This is a genomic window from Paenisporosarcina cavernae, from assembly GCF_003595195.1.
GTDB lineage: Bacteria > Bacillota > Bacilli > Bacillales_A > Planococcaceae > Paenisporosarcina > Paenisporosarcina cavernae.
Genome location: NZ_CP032418.1, coordinates 1,280,861 through 1,302,560 on the forward strand (window position 1 = coordinate 1,280,861; position 21,700 = coordinate 1,302,560).

The window sequence follows — 21,700 nt, forward strand, 5'->3', positions numbered from 1 at the left end:
CGTAGGATGTGTTCAGATCATTCAATTATGAAAGGTAATTTTTTCGAGTTTCCGCCATCTCAATCAGTTCAGAGGCATGTCGTAATGTCGTATCAGTCACTTTTTCACCAGACATCATTCTACTTATTTCTTCCACTCGTTTATGAGAAGTTACTTCTTTTAATGACGTAACCGTCCGATTTTCTACAGATTCTTTCTGAATTACATAGTGATGATCTGCCATAGCAGCTACTTGTGGCAAATGGGAAATACATAGCACTTGAGAGCCAATGGATATCTTCGCAATTTTTTCTGCGATTGCTTGTGCAACTCGTCCGCTTACTCCACTGTCTACCTCATCGAAAATGATTGAAGTGACACCTTGATGCTTACTAAATATCGATTTAAGCGCAAGCATAATGCGTGATAATTCTCCACCTGATGCAATTTTTGCCACCGGTTTTTCGGGTTCTCCGTTGTTTGGAGAAAGGTAAAAAGATATTTGATCTTTTCCATCTTTTCGAAATGCTTCCGCACTCTCAATGTGTGCAGTAAAAGTTGCTTTTTCCATGTATAAATCTTTCAGCTGCTCTTCAATATCAGACTTTAAATTGAGAGCAAGCTTTTTCCGAATGATCGTTAATTCAGTCGAAATATCCTGCATGTCTTTTTCAAGTTTCTCTATTTCTAGTTGTGATTGCTGTAAATTTTCATCATGATTTTTTAAAGCGAGCCATTTTTCTTCCACGCGATCTCGATAATCCAAGACTTCCTCTACCGTATGACCATATTTTCTTTTCACTTGATTAATTGCTTCGAGACGTTCGTCAGCTGCAATTAATTCTTCTTCATTAATTTCTAATGAATCCATCGCATCTTTTATAGCATAACTGACATCTTGAAGCGAATAGAAAGCAGATGAGATCGTTTCTGCTAGTTCAGCGTATGTTGGATGAATATCACTTATTTCATTCATGTCACTCATTGCTTTGCCAATCCAATCAAGCCCATGACCTTCCTCTTGAATACTGGTATAACTATTTGCTAATTTTTCCACTATTTTTTGGTGGTTCACTCCCTGTTTACGGAGTTCAGCTAACTTTTCATCTTCCCCTACAACAAGTTGAAGTGCATCGATTTCATTTAGTTGAAAAGAATACAAGTCCATTTTTTGAGCACGTACTTGTTCGTTTTCGGTAGCTTTTTTGGAAGCACTTACTAGTTTTGTATACCTTTGATAAAGAACGTAGTAATGATTTTTTAAAGAAATAATCTTTTCACCGCCATAAGAGTCAAGTAACGGTAAATGATTTTTTTCTTCCATAAGCTCTTGGCTTTCATGCTGTCCATGGATATCAATTAAATGACTACCAATTTCACGTAAAATACTTAAAGGAACTAATTTCCCATTAATACGACAAATACTTTTTCCAGATAGTGCGATGTCTCTTCGTAAGATGAGCAACTCTTCTTCTATCTCTAAGCCATGATCATCTAAAATAGTTTTCAGTTCGATTGTGGCATCTTCTACATCAAAAAGGCCTTCTAGTTCTGCTTTAGGAGCGCCGTGGCGAATAAACTCTGTCGATCCTCTCCCGCCACAAAGTAAGGTGACAGCATCAATAATAATCGATTTTCCTGCGCCAGTTTCACCACTTAAAACCGTCATACCTGTTTGAAATGAGACATGTAAATTTTCGATAATTGCAAAATTTTTAACCGATAATTCTTTTAACATACATCGAACTCCTTCATTAAAGCATGTCTAATAAGCGAGTTTTTATGGTCTCAATATCTTCTGTACTTTTACAAATAATCAGACAAGTATCATCCCCGCATATGGTTCCTAAGATATCCTCCCATTCCAAGTGGTCAATTAATGAACCAATTGAATGTGCATTTCCTGGCAGTGTTTTCATTACAAGAAAATGACCAGCTCCATCGATACTAACAAAAGCATCGGTCATTGCTCGATGCAATTTTTGCATTGGATTAAATCGTTGATCTGCAGGTAAACTATATTTATAGCGACCATCCTGTAAAGGTACTTTTACCAAATGTAATTCCTTTATGTCTCTTGAAACAGTTGCTTGTGTGACTTCAAACCCTGCAACTTTTAATAACTCCACTAAATCGTCTTGTGTTTCAATCTCATATTTTGAGATTAAATCACGAATGCGAATATGACGTTGACCTTTACTCAAAATGAACCTCCTGCTTGTATAAATATACTTCTTTATTAATATCCTACCATTGTAAATGTACGTAAACAAGAATTTACGAATCGTGTTGAACTCCCTTCTTGTACCGGTCATACGTAAAAACCACTTAAATCTGTGTAAAGATTTAAGTGGTTTTATTACTTCTCTTTTAGCGTCTCATGTGCATCGCGCACAGTTTGTTCGATTAACTTATCTAATCGATCTGGTGTATTAGAAGTGGGATTGTTTTGTAGATAAGCAAGGAATTCGATATTTCCCTCCCCACCGGTAATTGGAGAATATGTTAATCCCTTCACTTCAAACAATGTTTCCATAAAGGCAATTATTTCTCGTAACACTAGAAGATGCGTTTTAGGTTCTCGAACAATTCCTTTTTTTCCGACCAGTTCCCTGCCTGCTTCAAACTGAGGCTTAATGAGCGCAACAATTTCACCACCAGGTACAAGTAACGTTTTTAAAACGGGTAAAATTAATTTTAGTGATATAAACGACACGTCGATTGTTGCAAATGTTGGCATCCCTTTTTCTAAATCCGCCGCAGTAACGTACCGAAAATTAGTTCGTTCCATGACAGTAACTTGAGAATGGTTTCGTAATTTCCAAGACAATTGATTATAACCAACATCTAAAGCGTAACAATGGGCTGCACCGCTCTGTAACGCACAATCAGTGAACCCGCCAGTAGAAGCACCAATATCTAAGACTAACTGATTCGAGAGGTCTAACTCAAATAGATCAATCGCTTTTTCAAGTTTCAGGCCACCTCGACTGACATATTTCATCGTGGAACCTTTCACTTGTAGAGGGGCATCGATCGCAATTTTTTCACCGGGCTTTTCCAACCGAATTTCATTAGAAAAGACGATTCCCGCCATAATTGAACGCTTCGCTTGTTCTCGAGTCTCTACTAACCCACGTTCTACTAAGAGCAAATCGACTCGTTCTTTAGGAGATTTCGTCATAGTACAACACGTCGATTTTGAGGATCGTTTTTTATTGCTTTTTCAATTGTAGAGACAATCGATTCTTTCGTTAAATGTATTTCATTTAATAGCAGGTCGACTTCTCCATGTTCGATAAAGCGATCTGGAATCCCCATTCGATGAATAAGATCAGAAGAATAGTTATATTCTTCATAAAACTCTAAAATACTGCTGCCAAATCCGCCTTGTAAAATAGCTTCTTCTACTGTTAGTACAGGTGTATCTTTTCGGACAATTCGATGGAGCATTTCTTCATCTAAAGGCTTGATAAAACGTGCATTCACGACTTCTACGTCTATTCCGTTATTCGATAATGCCATAGCAGCTTCAAGCGCCATAGGAATAGTTGTTCCGAACGTTAGAATGGTCGCATCTTTACCGGGTTTTAACACTTCCCAAGAACCTATTGGAATTTCTTTTAAGTCTGCATCCATTTCCACTCCAAGTCCATTTCCTCGCGGATAACGAAGAGCAATTGGACCATCATTGTAAGCAAATGCAGTATGCACCATATGCTGTCCTTCATTTTCATCTTTAGGCATCATTAAAACCATGTTTGGAAGTGATCTCATGAAGGAAATATCAAAGACCCCTTGATGTGTTTCTCCATCGGCACCAACAAGCCCTGCTCGATCAATTCCGATAAAAACATTTAAATTTTGACGACAAATATCATGTAATACTTGGTCGTACGCTCGCTGAAGAAACGTAGAATATATCGCTAGAAATGGTTTCATGCCTTGTGTCGCAAGTCCAGCAGCCATCGTTGCTGCGTGCTGTTCTGCAATCCCGACATCAAACATTCGATCAGGAAATTCCTTCGCAAAGCCTTCCAACTTGGACCCAACTGGCATAGCTGGTGTAATTGCCACTACCCGAGGGTCTACACGAGCTGCCTTTTGAACACCTTCAGCAATTAAGCCACTCCAAGAAGGAGCAGTAGTGGAAGATTTTAAGAATGCACCTGTTTCCATCTTATAAGGGCCAGTTCCGTGCCAAGTACCAATTTTATCTTGCTCAGCAGGACTATAACCTTTTCCTTTTTTCGTAATGACATGAACCAGTACAGGGCCCTTCATTTTTTTAGCAGAACGTAAATTACGTTCTAATTCTTCATAACTATGGCCATCAATAGGACCAATGTATGTGAATCCTAACTCTTCAAAAAACATACCAGATACAAGTAAATATTTTAAGCTATCTTTTACACGCTCAGCTGTGGCAGCCAATTTCCCACCAACTGCAGGAATCTTTTTCAATAAATAGTCTAACTCGTCTTTCGCTTTCGTATATTTACCATCTGTTCGTAACTTCCCAAGAATGGTGTGCAATGCACCAACATTTGGAGCAATAGACATCTCATTATCGTTTAAAATCACAATCATATCTGTTTTTGCATGACCGATGTGATTTAATGCTTCTAATGCCATTCCGCCTGTTAACGCACCATCTCCAATAATTGGTACGACATAATTTGTTTCTTTTTTAATATCACGAGCTGCCGCCATTCCCATTGCTGCAGACAAAGAAGTAGAACTATGCCCCGTTTCCCAAACATCGTGCTCACTTTCGTTTCGTTTAGGAAAACCGCATAATCCTTTATACTGACGTAATGTATCGAATTCCGAAGCACGTCCTGTTAAAATTTTATGAACGTAAGCTTGATGCCCTACATCCCAGATAAATTTATCGTCCGGACTTGAAAAAATTCGATGTAAAGCAATTGTTAGCTCAACAACACCTAAATTAGGACCAATATGTCCTCCTGTTACCGATAATTTTTCAATAAGAAAGTCACGAACGTCTTGACTCAAGCCTTCCAATTGATCGGTGGACAAGTCTTTCAGAAAGGATGGATTTTTTATTGATAATAGATCCATCTATACCACACACCTTTAATAAATTTCATCCGATTTCATATGATTACTTCTTATTATATCAATGCTGAAGGAATATCGAAACTAATACTGTTTTATCGATCCCGTTTCACAATAAAGGAAGCAATTTCTTGTAACATAGTTGGAAGTTTTACAACTTCATGCAATGCTTGAATAGCCATTTCATAGTGTTCATCTCTTTTTTCTTTTGCTCCATCTAGCGTTAATAAAGATGGATATGTACTTTTCTCGGAGCGTTCATCTTTTCCCACAGTTTTGCCAATTAACTTCTCATTACCTTCGATATCTAAAATATCGTCTTGGATTTGGAATGCAATCCCTAAATGATGCGCAAATTGTTCGAGAAGATAGCGAGTGTCCGGGTTAGTATCTGCTAAAATGCAAGCTGCGATGACAGGGAATGAGAGTAAAGCGCCTGTTTTATTTCGATGAATCATCTCTAATTCATCTAAGGATAGTTCCTTTGTTTCTCCTGCTAAATCAAGTACTTGACCCCCGACCATTCCTTCTGCACCAGATGCTTTTGAAAATAATCGTATTAATTCTAACGACTTTTCTGCACTAACATTTGGTAACTGCGCTAACATTCCCATTCCATAGGTTAACAAAGCATCCCCGGATAATATTGCCAAAGCTTCCCCGTAAACAATATGATTCGTAGGTTTTCCTCTACGCAAATCATCATTGTCCATACTTGGTAGATCATCATGAATAAGGGAATACGTATGAATCATTTCAACAGCAGTAGCTATTTTTTCGGAAGCAGGGTGTTTACATTGCAAAGCATCCAGTGTTGCAAACAAAAGCGCGGGACGAATTCGTTTTCCCCCAGCTTTTAATGAGTAAAGCATTGCTTCTTTTAAGGAACTCGGTGCTTGAAGTGTTCCTATTTCTTCTACAAAAGTAATTTCAAGTTTTTCGCTATATTGTTGAAAAAAATGAGCTAATGCTGGTTTCAAGACTGATCATCCTTTTCCGTTTGCTCTATCGAAAATTGCTGTTCATTTCCATCTTCATCAATCATTGTAACAAGTTGTTTTTCTGCAGATTGAAGTTTTTGCTGACAAATAGCGGAAAGTTCCATTCCTTTTTTGTACAAATCTATTGCTTGTTCTAAAGGAGCATCCCCTGATTCCAACTGACGAACAACCTCTTCCAATTGTTTCATCGCTTCATCGAAAGTAGTATTTTTAGTTGCCATCTCTATTCCTCTTTTCCTTTGCTGACTTCGAGCACTTTCGCGCTAATCGTTCCATCTTTTAAAGTCACAGATAGAACATCTCCTTCTTTTATAGATGTAATCTGCTCGACTACATGTCCTTTTTTATAGACAATCCCAAATCCTCTTCCCATAACTTGAAGAGGATTTAATACTTCGAGTGTTCGAAGAGTGGAAACAAATCGTTGCTGCTCTTCTCTCAGTTTAAACATTTTTACTTCATTTAATCGGTGAGTCAGTTGATCAACCCTTGTATTTGCCTCTGCCACTGTTTTTAACGGTTGTTGTTGATCAAGTCTCGATTTTAAAAAGAGAAATTGTTCTTTTTTACGCTCTATTTGTCTCGTTATTGAAGATTCCAACTTTTGTTGTAAATAAGCATGACGTTCAATAAAGGGTCGGTATAGACGTTCAGGTTGCGTCATGACAGTGGCACCTTGTAGACGATCTACTTTTTCTTTTGCTAATTGGACAAGGTGTAACGTTTTCGTTTGAATCGACTGCTCTAATTGAATAATATGTCGTGAAATTTCCAATTGATTTGGTACGGAAAGTTCTGCAGCAGCTGTAGGTGTAGCAGCTCGAACATCCGCTACATAATCAGCAATAGTCGTATCGGTTTCATGTCCAACTGCACTAATAATTGGTATTTCCGATTCATATATAGCTCGTGCTACGATTTCATCGTTAAAAGCCCATAAATCTTCAATAGAGCCTCCGCCTCTTCCTACAATTAACACGTCGATTTCATTGTATTGATTTGCACGTTGAATGGATTGGACAATACTTGGAGCGCTTCCTCGACCTTGCACAAGTGTAGGGAAAACAATAACTTTTGCAAGGGGAAATCTTCTATTTAATGTTGTTAGTACATCACGAATTGCAGCACCCGTTGTAGCAGTGACGAGACCAATTGTTTTCGGAAAAGCAGGAAGTTTCTTTTTCGTTTCGATACGAAATAGTCCTTCATGCCGCAGTTTTTCCTTCAATTGTTCAAAAGCAACAAAGAGAGCACCTACTCCATCTGGTTGCATATCATTCGCGTAGAGCTGATAGTTTCCGGCTATTTCAAAAACGTTTACTTCTCCTCTAATAAGAACAGTCATTCCATTCTCGGGTTTGAATGCAACAGACCTAGCATTCGTGGCAAACATGACGCCGGCTATTTTAGAAGAATCATCTTTTAACGTGAAATAAATATGGCCACTAGTATGAATTTTGACATTCGAAAGTTCCCCACGTACATACACCTGTCGTAAGTGGGGATCTGCATCAAATTTACGTTTTATGTATTTGGTCAATGCCTTAACAGATAAATAGGCTATTTCAGTTGTAGACATGTACTCAACCTTTCGATGGAAAATGAAAATGCCGTCTTTCATTCGAAAAACAGCATTCGTCTTCCTTTCATTCAGGGAAAAAGTTATGTGGAAAGCTTTTTAGCAGACTCCAGTGTGTTTTTCATGAGCATCGTAATTGTCATCGGACCAACTCCACCTGGTACAGGTGTAATGAAGGATGCAATATTTCGCACATTTTCGAAATCGACATCGCCACATAATTTTCCATTCTCATCTCGATTCATTCCAACATCAATGACAATAGCTCCATCTTTCACAAATTCGGATGTGATAAATTTCGCTTTACCAACCGCTACGATTAAGATATCAGCTTGTTTAGTGATAGAGGATACATCAACTGTTTTACTGTGTACATATGTGACGGTCGCATTATTTTTTAACATCATTAAGCCCATCGGTTTTCCCACAATGTTGCTGCGACCAACTACAACAACATGTTTCCCAGCCACGTCAATTCCTTCAAAATGTAACATTTCCATAATTCCGTAGGGTGTGCAAGGTAAAAAGCTCTCTTCGCCTATGACGAACTTCCCAACATTAATTGGGTGAAATCCATCGACATCTTTTTCCGGGGAAATAGCATGAATGATTTTTGACTCATCGATATGACGAGGTAATGGAAGTTGTACTAAAATACCATGGACCGTGGGATCGTTATTCAATTCAACAATTTTATTCACTAATTCTAATTCTGTCGTAGATTCTGGCAATTCCAGTAACGCGGAATTCATACCTAATCGTTCAGACGTGCGTTTTTTGTTTGTGACGTATGTAATAGAAGCAGGATTATCCCCTACAATAATTACTGTTAGACCCGGTACTACACCTGATTGTTTTAACGTCTTTACTTGTTGTTCAATATCTGACTGGATGGACGATGCTATCTTTTTTCCATCTAATATATTGTTCACCATTCCACACACCAACTTTCAAGAATTATATCTGTTGTGAATTAGGATCAAGTTTTTCCTATTAAAAGGAACGTTTTTGGTTGAATAAAAACGGTTACTCTCCTTGAGAACTCTTTGGAATAAATTTAGATAAAACTCCATTAACAAATTTACTTGATTGTTCATCGCCAAATAGTTTAGATAATTCAATTGCTTCGTTCATCACTACTCTAGCTGGTGCATCTTCATTATAGGATAATTCATACACCGCTAAACGCAATACTGTGCGCTCAATTTTCGGTAATCGATCTAGTGACCAATTTTCTAAATTTGCTCGTAATTTTTCATCTATTTCTATTACATGTGATACCGTGCCTCTCACTAATTTTTCATAAAAGGAATCTGATTCTTCTCCCATTACATGAGAAATGGCCTCGTCCACTTGTAACTCTGAATTATCTAATTGGAAAAGCGTTTGGATCGCTTTTTCTCGTGCCTCGCGTCGTTTCATTCTATTTTCTCCTTTAACTTACATTCCATCCTATTTTAGCACACTATGTGCAAAACATCGGCATTTTACATGACTTTCTTTACAAAAAAATTCATCTGAGAAGACTCCAAAAAGCAGGTTACGTCTCTTCAAAAACACCTGTTTAGTTTCATTCCGTAAACGAATAGTATTCATGAATAAAAAACTGCAGTCAAGCTCACGGTTACTGAGTTTGACTGCAGTTGCTGATTCTTAAAAAAACTAATTTCACGACTGTTTTTGGAAAAAAGTATCTTTTTATTTATTGTTCAAGCGGTTCTTTTGGCTGATCAAATTGAATGGCAGCAACATGCACATTTACTTCCTTCGTTTCTAAAGAAGTCATGTCTTGGATTGCTTGTCTTACTTTTGTCTGAACTTCTTTCGCAACGGATGGAATGGAATACCCAAATGTAATGACGCAATAAATATCCACATATAATCCGTCCGTCAGCCATTCCGTTCTAATCCCTTTGCCATGTACTTTTTTGCCTAATTTTTCTGCAACACCAGATGCAAATGTCCCTCTAGTACCGGCTACACCTTCTACATCAGTTGTTGCGATTCCAGCTATTACTTCTAAAACCTCTGAAGCAACTTCGATTGTACCAAGTGATTCTTTACCTTCTATTTTCATCTCTAAATATGCGTGTTGAGATTTATCTGCCACTTTCACTCACTCCTCTATGACTTCATGATATCATAGCGCTCTAAAAATTTCGTGTTAAAATCACCAGAACGGAAGACGTCATTTTCCATTAATTTTAAATGGAACGGGATCGTGGTGAAAACGCCATCTACTAAAAATTCACTTAATGCTCGGTGCATTTTTTGAACTGCTTCCTCACGTGTATTAGCATGAACAATTAGTTTGGCAACCATCGAATCATAGTAAGGAGGTATGGAGTAACCCGGATATACTGCCGAATCAATTCGCACACCGTATCCACCTGGTGGTAAATACATATCCACTTTACCAGCAGAAGGCATGAAGTTTTTCATCGGATTTTCTGCATTGATCCGACATTCGATTGCCCAACCGTTTATCTTGATATCTTCTTGTTTATAAGCAAGCGTTTCTGCAGAAGCCACTTTTAGCTGTTGTTGGATTAAATCAACACCAGTAATCATCTCTGTTACTGGATGTTCCACTTGAATGCGCGTGTTCATTTCCATGAAATAAAATTGATCGCTCACAGGTTCATAGATAAACTCAACCGTTCCTGCACTGCGATAATTTACGGCAAGTGCAGCTTTCACTGCGGCTTCCCCCATGCGCGCTCTTGTTTCTTGAGATAGCGCTGGTGAAGGAGCTTCTTCTACCAATTTTTGCATTCGACGTTGAATGGAACAATCACGTTCACCTAAATGAATGGCATTGCCATGAGCATCAGCTAGTACTTGAATTTCTACATGACGAAATTCTTCGATAAATTTCTCTAAGTATACTCCTGGATTTCCAAATGCTGCCGCCGCTTCTTTTTGAGTAATTTGGATTCCTTTTACAAGTTCTTCCTCGGATCTTGCAACTCGGATTCCTTTTCCACCACCACCGGCAGTAGCTTTAATGATCACAGGGTAGCCAATTTCTAAGGCAATCTTTTTCCCTTCGTCAATTGATTCGACGATACCTGTGGAGCCAGGTACAATAGGAACACCCGCTTTACGCATCGTTTCTCTTGCTACGTCTTTTGTACCCATTTTAGAAATAGCATCTGACGTTGGTCCAATAAAGGTAATATCACACTCTTCACACAATGCAGCAAACTTCGCATTCTCGGATAGGAAACCATAACCAGGATGAATACCATCACAATTTGTAAGCTTTGCGACACTAATGATATTCGAGAAATTTAAGTAACTATCGGACGAGGATTTTGGTCCAATACAATATGCTTCATCCGCCATTTGAACATGAAGTGCTTCTTTGTCTGCTTCCGAATATACAGCAACTGTTTGGATATTCATTTCTTTACATGCACGAATAATTCGAACGGCAATTTCGCCTCGGTTTGCAATCAATACTTTTTTCATTATGTAAGCCTCCTTAGTTTGCTTTAACCAAGAATAAGGCTTGGCCATACTCAACTAATTGTCCGTCTTTTACTAAAATCTCTACGATTTCACCGGAAACTTCAGCTTCAATCTCGTTAAACAATTTCATCGCTTCTACAATACATACAACCGAATCTGCAGATACTTTATCGCCAACTTGTACAAATGCTGGTGTTTCTGGAGAAGAAGCTTGATAAAAAGTTCCTACCATTGGCGAGGTGATTTTTAATAGAGATTCGTCTTGAGAGTCAGCTTTCTCAACCGAAGTTTGTTCGCTAGGTGCCGTTTGTGCAGCAGCTGGTGTTGGAGTAACGGCAACAGGCTGTGGTTGAGGAACTACAGGTGCTGAAATAGATGAAACTCCTTGCGGTGCTTGAATAGTGGAACCTGTTGCGTTCTTTTTCAATTTCACTTTTGAACCTTCTGATTCGAATACAAATTCATCAATGGATGAGTGATCGATAAGTTTAATAATTTCTCTAATTTCTTGAATTTTTAACATTTCAAACTCCCCTTACGTAATTTTCCTAGACGTTCTATCCTCTATTTTAGACGTTTTTAACGAAATAGGAAACTGTTTCGCGAAATTTTTAGGAGTAGGTACTAGAAAAAGGACCTAAAAGGTCCTCCTTTGTTAGTCATTCGTATCAAATTGAACACTGACTTCACGCGCATTTTCCCATTCTTTTCGAACTGTGTAGATAATTTCATTCGCTAATGCTTTTGATTCTTCTTCTGACTGAACATGTACATATACTTTTTCTCCATCTGTCTTTACAAAAGCATCCGAATAACCAAGTGATTGAATGAGCATTTCTAGCATCGCCTCAGCAGAACTTTGTTTGGTTAATTGTTCCATTTTTGAATATGCTTCATTTTTCTCTTCTGCCGTTGCTGTATCAGATGCAATTAAACTAGTTAGTTGTTCCCTAACTTGACTTCTCTCGTCTTGTAATTCTAACCTCATGTCCTCAAATAATGTGGAGGGTGCCATAACCGGTGTTGTCTCATCCTCGTCTGTATTAGACAATATATCCGCTGCTTGATCGGTGAATAGCGATACCCCATCCAACGAGAGCGATTTCGGTTCATTTGCATAATAGACGGAAATTACTGCGACTAAACTTAATAAAGTCAATAACCATACATTTCTTCTTTTAACTTTCACTTGGACTTTTCCCCCTTGTCATTTGTGTCACGATGATTCGATGCTCTGGAAGTAAGAAAAGATTTGCCACCGTTTCTTTAAGGAGCCTCTTGATGTGAGGATTTTCCGCGCCTTCGGCAACGATCAGAACCGATTGTATTTCTAGACTTGTCTTTTCTTCCTTTGCAAAGATTGCTTCAAAAGAAGGCGTATTTGACGTCTCGTTTGAAGATTCTCCCTTATTCAAAAACACTCGTACTTCACCAACTTGGTCCATTTTTTGCAAAATTTGTTCCAACGTTTTTTCCGTCGATTGTAACTCCGTCTCTTCAGATGACGAAAAGGAAGACGTTGTTTTATTCCACAGAAAAAGAAGTAACAAAACGGTTAAGAGAAGAAACGGTATTGTTTTTGATGTCATGTGAAAAGGAGTTGCCATACGCACCATCCATCGCTGCCACAATCTAAGATAATCTATGCGAGAGTTCTAGCCTACATTCATAAAAGACGAAAAAAGGTCAAAAAAATGACTGTCGCGATCATGAATTTTGTTAACAGTAATAGTCGTTCCAATGCCGTTTTAGTAAGATGTGGCTCAAGAAAGGCTTGTACGAGCGTAAATAAAAGTAAAAGAAGAATTAGTTGTCTCATCCCATACCTCGCATAATAGCTACCCATTTCATATAAAAAACGACAAACATTACCGTATAAAATAACGCAAACACAAACAGTAAAGAAATTAACAATAAGGAAAAAAGAGTTCTCCCAATATCATCAACAAAATCAGGTAAATCGTCTGGAGCAAAAGGTTCAATAATGGCCGCAATGAATCGATAACAAAAGGCTAATAGCGCAATTTTGACACTCGGTAATAAAATGGCTGTGACCAAGATACCTGTTAAAGTTAGCCCCGTTAAGCTGGAGATATGCTGACTAATAGAAGTAAAAGTAGATAACCCTTCTGTCAGAGCAGATCCGACAAAAGGAATGTTTTGCTGAATCCATTTTTTGATTGGCACAGAAAAGACAGGAGAAATACTCGATTGCACCATGCCGCTCATGCCTATAAAGAAAGAATACAAAAAGACAATGATGCTGACACCACTTAGTAAAGAGAGTCTCATTAAATCTGTAAATTTTGTAAAGGAGAGATCAGGTTGTAATCGACTCATAAAATCTAGCAAGATGGTGACGACTAAAAATGGAAGCAAAATAGCATTTGATACAAACAAAGCAATTTGAATAAATAAAAATAGTGTTGGTTGCCATAAGGAAAAGGAAACAAATTCCCCACTTGAAAGAAGGCTTGCACTTAACAGTGGATACATGGTGAAAAATAAGTGCAGGATAGCGCCTGTGTATTTCTTCATATCCAATATTGCAGAAATAGCTGGTTGGCAAAGTACACTAATTGTTAGAAGGAATAGAAACAGACGGATGAGTTTTTCATTCGTTGGAAAAAGCTGTTGGAATAATAAGGAAAGATATATACTGACAAGAAAGATCGCAAATGGTGAGAGAAACTCCTTGATTAACTCAATTAGAATTGAAATAAGCATTCCCCTCTATGAGAGCGTGGAAAGTTGAAATAGTTGTTGGATGATTGGGACCCAATAAGGCTTCCAGAGAAGCAACAATTGCACACCTATGATAATGGGAAGTAGGATTTGAAAGATGTTAGCTCGTACATCTATTGCCAAAGCTCGTAAAATTTCCCCAATTAATAAGAGTAAAAAGGATTGTCCGATGATCCAAAAGAGCGGAGAAATAGTCGGTGGTATCACATCTTCAATTTGTAGAAATGTTGGTAGAAGTAGTTCTTGCATGACAGATACGCCAAGAAGAACAAAAAACATATAAGTTAGTAAATGATGATATCTTGGAGAAACTTCTTGAAAAAAGAGGAGCAATAGAAAAATTAGAAATAGAAAACCGAGATAAATCATCAGTTATCCTTGTCAAATAAATGAAAAAAAGTTTGCAAATCATCAAAGAAAATGGCTAAAAAACGAAACATTTCAGCGGCCATATATAAGTACCCAAAAACAAATAGAAAAAAAGTAAATTCTTTCTTACCAGTCTGTTCAAAAAACAGATGAAGAAAGGCAAGAATAATACCTACCGTAGCAATTCGAAGAATGTCTGTAAATTCCACATGCTCCCCCCATCTAAAGTAACTTATGACAAGTGTCGTTGCTTTATGAGAAGAAAAAGGTGATCGAAATAAGAAAAACCTCCTATCACCTACTTAGAGGGATAGAAGGTTTTCAATTAGTTAAAGCAATTATTGCGCTCGTGAAACATACGAAGAATCTGTTGTATTAATAATTAACTTATCTCCTTGGTTCACGAAAAATGGAACTTGAACGGAAAGTCCTGTTTCTAAGATCGCAGGTTTGGTACCACCACTTGCAGTGTCTCCTTTAATTCCTGGCTCTGTTTCCGTAACTTCTAATACTACTGTATTTGGCAGTTCGACTCCAAGCGTCTCGCCATTATATTGCATAATGTGTACTTCCATATTTTCACGCAAGAATTTTAACTCATATTCGATTTGTGAGGCAGAAAGTTCTAATTGCTCATAGCTTTCTGTATCCATGAAGATATGATCGTCTCCATTAGCATAAAGGTACTGCATTTTTTTGTTATCAATTTGCGCTTTTTCTACTTTCTCTCCAGCTCGAAACGTTTTTTCATTCACAGCACCGGTACGCAAATTGCGTAATTTAGAACGAACAAATGCTGCTCCTTTACCAGGTTTAACATGTTGAAAATCCATTACACGCCAGATAGAGCCATCTACTTCGATTGTTAAGCCTGTTTTAAAATCATTTACTGAAATCATGTGTGTTCCTCCAAAATTATAAAATTCGCAATTCTTTCGTAGAATGAGTTAAGCGTTCCAACCCATTTTCGGTCACAATCGCATCATCTTCGATTCGAACGCCACCAATACCCTCTAAGTATATACCAGGTTCAATTGTTATGACCATCCCTGGCTCCAAAATTACAGAAGAACGAGGTGATAATCCCGGTCCTTCATGTACTTCAAGACCAATTCCATGTCCTAAAGAGTGGCCAAATGCATCACCATACCCATGTGATTTGATATGATCACGAGCGATCGCATCTGCTTCAGCTGTGTTCATCCCTGGTTTAATTTCACGCAACGATTTTTCTTGTGCGTCTAAAACTATTTGATAAATCTCTTTCAATTTTTCGGAAGGTTCCCCTACAGCAACTGTTCGAGTGATGTCCGAAACGTATCCATTGAAGTAAGCGCCGAAATCTAATGTGACAAAATCACCTTTTTCGATGACTTTTTCACTTGCAACCCCGTGTGGTAAAGCAGAACGTTCACCAGAAGCGACAATAATATCAAATGACGAAGATGTAGCGCCTAGTTTACGCATGAAAAACTCCAACTCGTTCGAAACATCAATTTCTTTCATCCCTGGTTTGATGAAGGTGCAAATATGTTCGAAAGCTTGATCTGCAATCTCAGCTGCTTTACGAAGTACGGACAGTTCGTCCTCTGTTTTAATCATACGCATATTTTCAATCGTAGAAGAGAAAGGCACCAGTACGCCGTCTACAGCTTTGTTGTATAGTTCATATAATCCATAGCTCATGTGTTCTTTTTCGAAGCCAATTTTGGTTGCGCCAAGCTCTTTAAGCTTTTCTGCCGTTTCTTCGACTAGTGATTTTTTGAACTCGTGAATAGTAAAATCTTTCACTTGTGATTTAGCTTGTTGTGTATAACGGAAATCGGTTAAAAATACAGCTCCATCTTTCGTAACAATGGCATTACCAGTTGAGCCAGTAAAACCAGTGATAAAACGACGATTAAATTCTGATGTGATCAGCATTGCATCAATCCCAAGATCTCCAAAATGACTTCTTAACGTGGTTAATTTTGACATTCTTTTTCCCCTTTTCTCCCTAGAAATTTTTCTAACGCCATCTCATATCCTTTCAAACCATGCCCCAAAATTTGATCAATAGCTACATCTGAGATAAAGGAATGGTGACGAAAAGACTCTCGTTCTAAAATATTACTAATATGTACTTCGATGACTGGAATATCAATGGATGAAATGGCATCGCGGAGAGCGATGCTAGTATGGGTGTAAGCAGCTGGATTAAAGATAATCCCATCCAATCGTTCATGGAAGGCCCAATGTAGTTTGTCAATTAACGCTCCCTCGTGGTTCGATTGAAAAAACGTTAGTTTTGTATTATGTTGATCGGCCAAATGCCTCAACCTTACTTCCAAATCGGACAGTGATTCCCTGCCGTAGATGCTCGGCTCGCGAAGACCGAGTAAATTTAAGTTCGGGCCATTCAAACACAAAATATGCATACTACCCCCCATTTCCCGTCGACGTTCCTATTTTATCATAAGTTATTTGTTCCTTCCTATAATAATCTGCTGTGAATTGAAGTGCATGAATGAATATAAAAAGACTTGTTACATTCGCACTCCAGGTAGTGATTGAAAAAACGTGTGTCTTTTGCAGAAAATAAACAACACCTATAACGATAAAAGTGACGAACAGAGGAAACAGAATCGAGGAACCTTTCCAGTGGAAACGAAATATGATCAAATAAAGAAATCCACTTATAATAGTGCCAATCAAAATTAAAGGAAGAAATCTCCAAGAATACGAAAACAAGGATAAATGGATTGATTCAAGAAATGCTTGGAACAAACAAAAAAGTGTACTGTAAAATATCGATATGATGAAGTATTGTTTCATGCAAATCACCTTTTTTGAACAGTCTATACACTTTTCTCAATAAGTAGTCTTCTGACAAAATATTTTGTATACTAGAACAGTTCAACACTATAGAAAAAATGAGGTGCATTTTATTATGAATGAACAGTCAGCACCTGTATATGGCGGACAAGCTCTTTTAGAAGGAGTTATGTTTGGGGGAAAAGATCATACAGTTACTGCAATACGAAGAAAAGATCAATCGATTGATTACTATCATTTACCTAGAGAACAAAAGCCCTTCCTACAAAATTTAAAAAAGATTCCTTTTTTAAGAGGAGTAGTTGCAATAGTAGAAGCAGCCGCTACAGGAAGCAAACATCTAAATTTCGCAAGCGAACGGTACGATGTTATGCCGGGAGAAGAAAAAGAAGAGGAAGAAGAACCTTCAAAATTGGCCATGTATTTAGGCGTGGCTTTGCTTGGAATTATCTCCTTCATTTTCGGAAAGTTCGTTTTCACATTAGTACCTGTTTTCTTAGCAGAACTTTTCGAATTTGTGATTCCATCTAAGACTGGTCAAATTTTACTTGAAAGTGGATTTAAATTAATTTTATTACTTTGTTATATTTACTTTATCTCCATGACACCTTTAATCAAACGAGTATTCCAATATCATGGTGCAGAGCATAAAGTAATAAATGCATATGAACAAAATTTGCCTCTAACGGTTGAAAATGTCCAGGCTCAGTCCAGACTCCATTATCGATGTGGTAGCAGTTTTATGTTATTTACCGTGATTGTGGGAATGGTCGTTTACTTCTTTGTGCCTGCTGATCCACTTTGGTTACGAGTCGTAGATCGTTTACTCCTCATTCCAGTGGTACTAGGCATTTCATTTGAAGTACTGCAAATGACGAATAAATTACGTAATATTCCTGTTTTACGATACTTAGGCTATCCAGGACTAGCGTTGCAGTTACTGACAACAAAGCCTCCTATGGACGATCAAGTTGAAGTGGCTATTGCTTCTTTTCAAAAACTTCACGAAATTGAACGTCATTTACCAGAAAAAGAGCAAGCTGAGTTAGTATAACTCGCTTGCTCTTTTCTCTTATGTCACTGAACTTCTTACAATCCACATTTTAGTTGCGCACCACAGTTGGTACACGTATTACATCCGCCCATTTCTTCGACCGTTCCTTTACGACATACTGGACAAGTATTGCCCACTTCCGATCCAATGGTTACATTGGTAGAACGAAGGTCTTGAATCGTGTCTATTAATACAATTGGACGTTTTTCAAGCACTGCCTCTTCTTTTGGATCTTCTTCCATCTCATTCTCTTCTGCTTTTAATGTGAGAACTTGAGCATCACGGCTACCGTCTACATACACCGTGCCACCTTTAGCTCCCCCTTTGTATAAACGTTCATATACTCCTTCTACTTGTTCCACGGAGTATCCTCTCGGTGCATTCACCGTCTTGGAAATGGAACTATCAATCCATCGTTGAATGATACATTGAACATCCGCATGTGCTTCTGGTTTTAACTCCATTGCTGTTACAAACCATTCAGGTAATGACGATTCCTCTGCAGATGGATTCTTTTCCAAATATTCTTGCACGATATCTGCTTTCACTTCCATAAATTTTCCTAAGCGTCCACTTCTATAGTACGTAAATGAAAAGTATGGCTCTAATCCTGTGGAAACTCCAACCATCGTTCCTGTAGAACCAGTTGGTGCAACTGTTAATAAATGAGAATTTCGAATACCGTTTGCTAAGATTGATTCGCGAATCGACGTTGGCATCTTCTGCATGAATCCAGTTTTCGTAAATGCCTCACGTAGCTGTTTCGTTTCTGCATCATTTTCGCCAATCAAAAATGGAAAACTTCCTCGTTCCACTGCAAGTTGGGAAGATGTTTCATATGCCGTCGCAGCAATCGTTTCGAATAATTCGTCGACTAATTTGTTTCCTTCTTCTGAACCGTATTCCTTTTCACAGTAAATAAGTAAATCTGCTAATCCCATTACTCCTAGACCAACACGACGCTCACCTAATGCCTGAACACGATTCTCTTCTAAAAAGTATGGGGTTGCATCAATAACATTGTCTTGCATACGAACTCCAACACGAACAGTTTCTTTTAATGATTCAAAGTCGACTGTTTTCGTTTCTTTATTTGCAAAACGGGCTAAATTGACTGCGGCTAAGTTACAAACGGAATATGGCGCAAGTGGTTGTTCACCGCATGGATTTGTCGCTACAACTTGTTGTCCGTAAGCTTTTGCATTTGTCATATCATTCGCATTATCAATGAAGAAAATTCCTGGTTCTGCAGAGTAGGTAGCACAAATATTAATTAAATTCCACAGTTCTCGTGCTTGAATTGTCCGATACACTCGTACTTCATGGCCCTGGCGTTCCCACTCTCGAACATCTCCTACTTCATGCCAGTGCGCATTATATGTTTGCATTTCTTCCTTCGAATACGATTCTACTGCAGGAAAACGCAGGTCAAATTCTTGATCTTTTTCCACAGCTTCCATGAATTCTTTTGTTAAGGTAACAGAAATATTAGCACCTGTTAAAAATTCGCTATTGTGTACAGTGTACGTTCCACCATCCCGTAATTTAGCGGCAGCATCTTTCATGATTTGCTCGTTAAATCCGCCTTGTCCAGGAATGTTTTGGTAGTTTAGTATTCCTTGATACATTGCTTCTTCTTGCGAGGTAAGGGGCTTAAACTTTAACTTTTCTTTCGCAAGTTTGCGAATCGTCTCGTCTTTTGTTTGTTCTATTAAATAACGCAGAATTCGAGGATTTTGCATCTTTGAAATGATGAATTCTGCAATATCAGGATGCCAATCTGCTAGCATGATCATTTGGGCACCACGTCTAGATCCACCTTGCTCCACTAAGTGTGTAAGCTTCGCGATATCATCCAACCATGATACAGATCCAGAAGATTTCCCATTTACCCCTTTTGCTAGTGTATTACGAGGTCGTAAAGTAGAACCATTTGTCCCTACTCCACCGCCACGACTCATAATTTCCATGACTTGTTTTCGATGATCGGAAATTCCTTCTCTCGAATCTGGAACGAATGGCATCACGTAACAATTGAAGTAGGTAACATCTGTTCCTGCTCCAGCTCCGTATATCACACGACCAGCCGGAATGAATTTAAGGTCAACGAGCTGCTCATAGAATTTTTGCTGCCATTCTTTTTGTAGCTCCTCTGTTTTTTCTACTGCGGATAACCCTGTCGCATTCCGAAGCGCAATTTGCTCATAATAAACCTCTAAAGGTTTTTCTATTACATCGAGTGAACGATATACAATACCACTTTCTAATTCCCTTGGGTCATCAATCGCACTCCGGTAATCTTCTTCAATTAATACTTCCGCTTTCTTTTCTAATTCATTAATTGAAACTATGTAACCAAGTCCTCGTGCTGGAAACTTTGGATCCTCTTTGACTGTTAGTACGACAAAATCCCCGGCTTTTAACGTCTTCTTTTCTGTATCTTTAAACGAGTATCGATCTATCATCACTAATCGAGATACGCCTTTATGTGTTAATGTCATTTCTGAAGTTATCGGATGAACTTGTGTAAATTGTTTGATATCTTCATTTAATGCTTGTTTATTCAACTTCATTTTTGCTACTTCGGACGCTAAAACCATTGATTCCATCTCCTTTTTGTTGCAATTAAAAACACAACATATAGTATCTATTATGATTAATAAGATACTATATGTTGCGTATAGTTGCAAACATTTCTAAATTACAGAAAACCAGTAACGCCAACGTCCATAGGAAGAATGGACCGAAAAAAATTTTTCTTTTATTAAAATTTATTGTTCCATTCTAATGATCCATATTTTGTTTGTTCAAGCAAATGAACTTTTTCTTGTTGCTCCGGAGTCAGTACTAAAGGTTGTAAGTCAATTTGTAATCCAGCTTCAAATCCCTTCTTAAAAGCAGACACGCACTGTTCGATTCCAACTGGGTTTTCAAGTAAACGATTGATCGCTACCGCTTTTTCCGGAAGAGAGTGTCGAACTTTTTCTTTCACCTCTTCCGAAGGGTAATGAAATAGTGAGACTAGTTGATCTTCATCCAAGTCTAGCAAGATTGCCCCATGTTGTAAAATGACACCTTTTTGTCGCGTCTGAGCGGAACCCGCCACTTTTTTCCCTTCAACGACTAATTCATACCATGAAGGAGCATCAAAGCAAACAGCACTTTTTGGTGACGTTAAATCTGCTTTTTTCTCATCGGAATCAGGTACCGAAAAATATGCTTGTAACCCCAATTCTTGAAATCCAATTAACAATCCTTCGCTTAGCACTCGATAAGCTTCCGTGACCGTAGCTGGCATATTCGGATACGACTCTTCCACGATGATACTATAAGTCAATTCTTTGTCATGCAATACCCCACGACCGCCAGTAGGTCGTCGTACAAACCCTAACCCTTGCTTTTGTACTTCCTCCATATTTACTTCTTTTGCCACTTTTTGAAAGTAACCAATCGATAGCGTTGCTGGATTCCATTCGTAAAAGCGAATAACAGGTCCAATTTCACCTTTACTATGTAACTCTAACAACGTCTCATCCATTGCCATATTGTAAGCAGGGCTGTGAGCTCCTGTATAAAGAAAATTCCATTTTGTTTTAGTCATTG

The 21,700-nt window shown here is 38.2% G+C and carries 23 protein-coding genes; 1 reads left to right on the plus strand and 22 read right to left on the minus strand.

All coding sequences use genetic code 11. From position 1 onward, the window contains the following. Positions 1 to 25: 25 nt before the first annotated feature. The 20 genes from recN to aroQ all read right to left on the minus strand — a co-directional run bounded on the left by recN (position 26) and on the right by aroQ (position 16,646). Positions 26 to 1,717: a DNA repair protein RecN gene (gene recN, locus D3873_RS06420; protein ID WP_119883276.1), complete on the minus strand. Its 1,692-nt coding sequence runs from the start codon at positions 1,715 to 1,717 to the stop codon at positions 26 to 28. A gap of 16 nt (positions 1,718 to 1,733) precedes the next feature. After that, entirely contained in the window at positions 1,734 to 2,183 is a 450-nt protein-coding gene (ahrC, locus tag D3873_RS06425; RefSeq protein WP_119883277.1) for a transcriptional regulator AhrC/ArgR, read from the minus strand. 155 nt (positions 2,184 to 2,338) lie between these two features. After that, a complete protein-coding gene (locus tag D3873_RS06430) occupies positions 2,339 to 3,163 on the minus strand; it encodes a TlyA family RNA methyltransferase (RefSeq protein WP_119883278.1) in 825 nt (274 codons plus the stop codon). Next, positions 3,160 to 5,064: a 1-deoxy-D-xylulose-5-phosphate synthase gene (gene dxs, locus D3873_RS06435; protein ID WP_119883279.1), complete on the minus strand. Its 1,905-nt coding sequence runs from the start codon at positions 5,062 to 5,064 to the stop codon at positions 3,160 to 3,162. The genes D3873_RS06430 and dxs overlap by 4 nt, the downstream gene beginning before the upstream one ends. Positions 5,065 to 5,156: 92 nt before the next feature. Then, entirely contained in the window at positions 5,157 to 6,041 is an 885-nt protein-coding gene (locus tag D3873_RS06440) for a polyprenyl synthetase family protein (RefSeq protein ID WP_238473749.1), read from the minus strand. Next, complete coding sequence (locus tag D3873_RS06445) at positions 6,038 to 6,283, minus strand: exodeoxyribonuclease VII small subunit (protein ID WP_119883280.1); 246 nt, start codon at positions 6,281 to 6,283, stop codon at positions 6,038 to 6,040. Before D3873_RS06445 ends, D3873_RS06440 begins: the two co-directional genes overlap by 4 nt. A 2-nt stretch (positions 6,284 to 6,285) precedes the next feature. Continuing rightward, positions 6,286 to 7,641 (minus strand): exodeoxyribonuclease VII large subunit, encoded by a 1,356-nt coding sequence (xseA, locus tag D3873_RS06450; RefSeq protein ID WP_119884496.1) that lies wholly within the window; start codon positions 7,639 to 7,641, stop codon positions 6,286 to 6,288. An 83-nt stretch (positions 7,642 to 7,724) separates the two neighbouring features. Continuing rightward, positions 7,725 to 8,576 (minus strand): bifunctional methylenetetrahydrofolate dehydrogenase/methenyltetrahydrofolate cyclohydrolase FolD, encoded by an 852-nt coding sequence (gene folD / locus D3873_RS06455; RefSeq protein ID WP_119883281.1) that lies wholly within the window; start codon positions 8,574 to 8,576, stop codon positions 7,725 to 7,727. 91 nt (positions 8,577 to 8,667) lie between these two features. Next, positions 8,668 to 9,063, minus strand: a complete 396-nt coding sequence (gene nusB / locus D3873_RS06460) for a transcription antitermination factor NusB (protein ID WP_119883282.1) — start codon at positions 9,061 to 9,063, stop codon at positions 8,668 to 8,670. A 280-nt stretch (positions 9,064 to 9,343) separates the two neighbouring features. After that, positions 9,344 to 9,751 (minus strand): Asp23/Gls24 family envelope stress response protein, encoded by a 408-nt coding sequence (locus tag D3873_RS06465; protein ID WP_274379947.1) that lies wholly within the window; start codon positions 9,749 to 9,751, stop codon positions 9,344 to 9,346. 14 nt (positions 9,752 to 9,765) lie between these two features. Then, a complete protein-coding gene (gene accC, locus D3873_RS06470) occupies positions 9,766 to 11,118 on the minus strand; it encodes an acetyl-CoA carboxylase biotin carboxylase subunit (protein WP_119884498.1) in 1,353 nt (450 codons plus the stop codon). A gap of 10 nt (positions 11,119 to 11,128) precedes the next feature. Continuing rightward, positions 11,129 to 11,638 carry an acetyl-CoA carboxylase biotin carboxyl carrier protein gene (accB, locus tag D3873_RS06475; RefSeq protein ID WP_119883283.1) on the minus strand — a complete coding sequence of 170 codons (510 nt, stop codon included), beginning with the start codon at positions 11,636 to 11,638 and terminating at the stop codon, positions 11,129 to 11,131. Positions 11,639 to 11,770: 132 nt separating this feature from the next. Beyond that, positions 11,771 to 12,304, minus strand: coding sequence for a SpoIIIAH-like family protein (locus D3873_RS06480; protein WP_119883284.1), 534 nt, complete (start codon positions 12,302 to 12,304; stop codon positions 11,771 to 11,773). After that, a complete protein-coding gene (locus D3873_RS06485; protein ID WP_119883285.1) occupies positions 12,294 to 12,722 on the minus strand; it encodes a hypothetical protein in 429 nt (142 codons plus the stop codon). Before D3873_RS06485 ends, D3873_RS06480 begins: the two co-directional genes overlap by 11 nt. 208 nt (positions 12,723 to 12,930) lie before the next feature. Continuing rightward, a complete protein-coding gene (locus tag D3873_RS06490; RefSeq protein ID WP_119883286.1) occupies positions 12,931 to 13,842 on the minus strand; it encodes a stage III sporulation protein AE in 912 nt (303 codons plus the stop codon). A 6-nt stretch (positions 13,843 to 13,848) separates the two neighbouring features. After that, positions 13,849 to 14,229 carry a hypothetical protein gene (locus D3873_RS06495; protein ID WP_119883287.1) on the minus strand — a complete coding sequence of 127 codons (381 nt, stop codon included), beginning with the start codon at positions 14,227 to 14,229 and terminating at the stop codon, positions 13,849 to 13,851. Next, positions 14,229 to 14,438, minus strand: coding sequence for a stage III sporulation protein AC (locus D3873_RS06500; RefSeq protein ID WP_119883288.1), 210 nt, complete (start codon positions 14,436 to 14,438; stop codon positions 14,229 to 14,231). The genes D3873_RS06495 and D3873_RS06500 overlap by 1 nt, the downstream gene beginning before the upstream one ends. Positions 14,439 to 14,567: 129 nt before the next feature. Further along, positions 14,568 to 15,128: an elongation factor P gene (efp, locus tag D3873_RS06505; protein WP_119883289.1), complete on the minus strand. Its 561-nt coding sequence runs from the start codon at positions 15,126 to 15,128 to the stop codon at positions 14,568 to 14,570. A 16-nt stretch (positions 15,129 to 15,144) separates the two neighbouring features. Then, complete coding sequence (locus tag D3873_RS06510; RefSeq protein ID WP_119883290.1) at positions 15,145 to 16,206, minus strand: M24 family metallopeptidase; 1,062 nt, start codon at positions 16,204 to 16,206, stop codon at positions 15,145 to 15,147. Further along, entirely contained in the window at positions 16,194 to 16,646 is a 453-nt protein-coding gene (gene aroQ, locus D3873_RS06515) for a type II 3-dehydroquinate dehydratase (protein ID WP_119883291.1), read from the minus strand. The genes D3873_RS06510 and aroQ overlap by 13 nt, the downstream gene beginning before the upstream one ends. A gap of 512 nt (positions 16,647 to 17,158) precedes the next feature. Here aroQ and D3873_RS06525 point away from each other — a divergent pair. Further along, the gene (locus tag D3873_RS06525) at positions 17,159 to 18,097 is read left to right on the plus strand and encodes a DUF1385 domain-containing protein (RefSeq protein WP_119883293.1); all 939 of its coding nucleotides are present in this window, start codon (positions 17,159 to 17,161) and stop codon (positions 18,095 to 18,097) included. Between the two features lie 35 nt (positions 18,098 to 18,132). Here the strand turns inward: D3873_RS06525 and D3873_RS06530 are convergent, their stop codons facing one another. Together D3873_RS06530 and D3873_RS06535 are read right to left on the minus strand one after the other, a co-directional pair. Beyond that, complete coding sequence (locus D3873_RS06530; RefSeq protein WP_119883294.1) at positions 18,133 to 20,697, minus strand: vitamin B12-dependent ribonucleotide reductase; 2,565 nt, start codon at positions 20,695 to 20,697, stop codon at positions 18,133 to 18,135. Positions 20,698 to 20,861: 164 nt separating this feature from the next. After that, positions 20,862 to 21,698 (minus strand): lipoate--protein ligase family protein, encoded by an 837-nt coding sequence (locus tag D3873_RS06535; RefSeq protein ID WP_119883295.1) that lies wholly within the window; start codon positions 21,696 to 21,698, stop codon positions 20,862 to 20,864. Positions 21,699 to 21,700 lie beyond the last annotated feature (2 nt).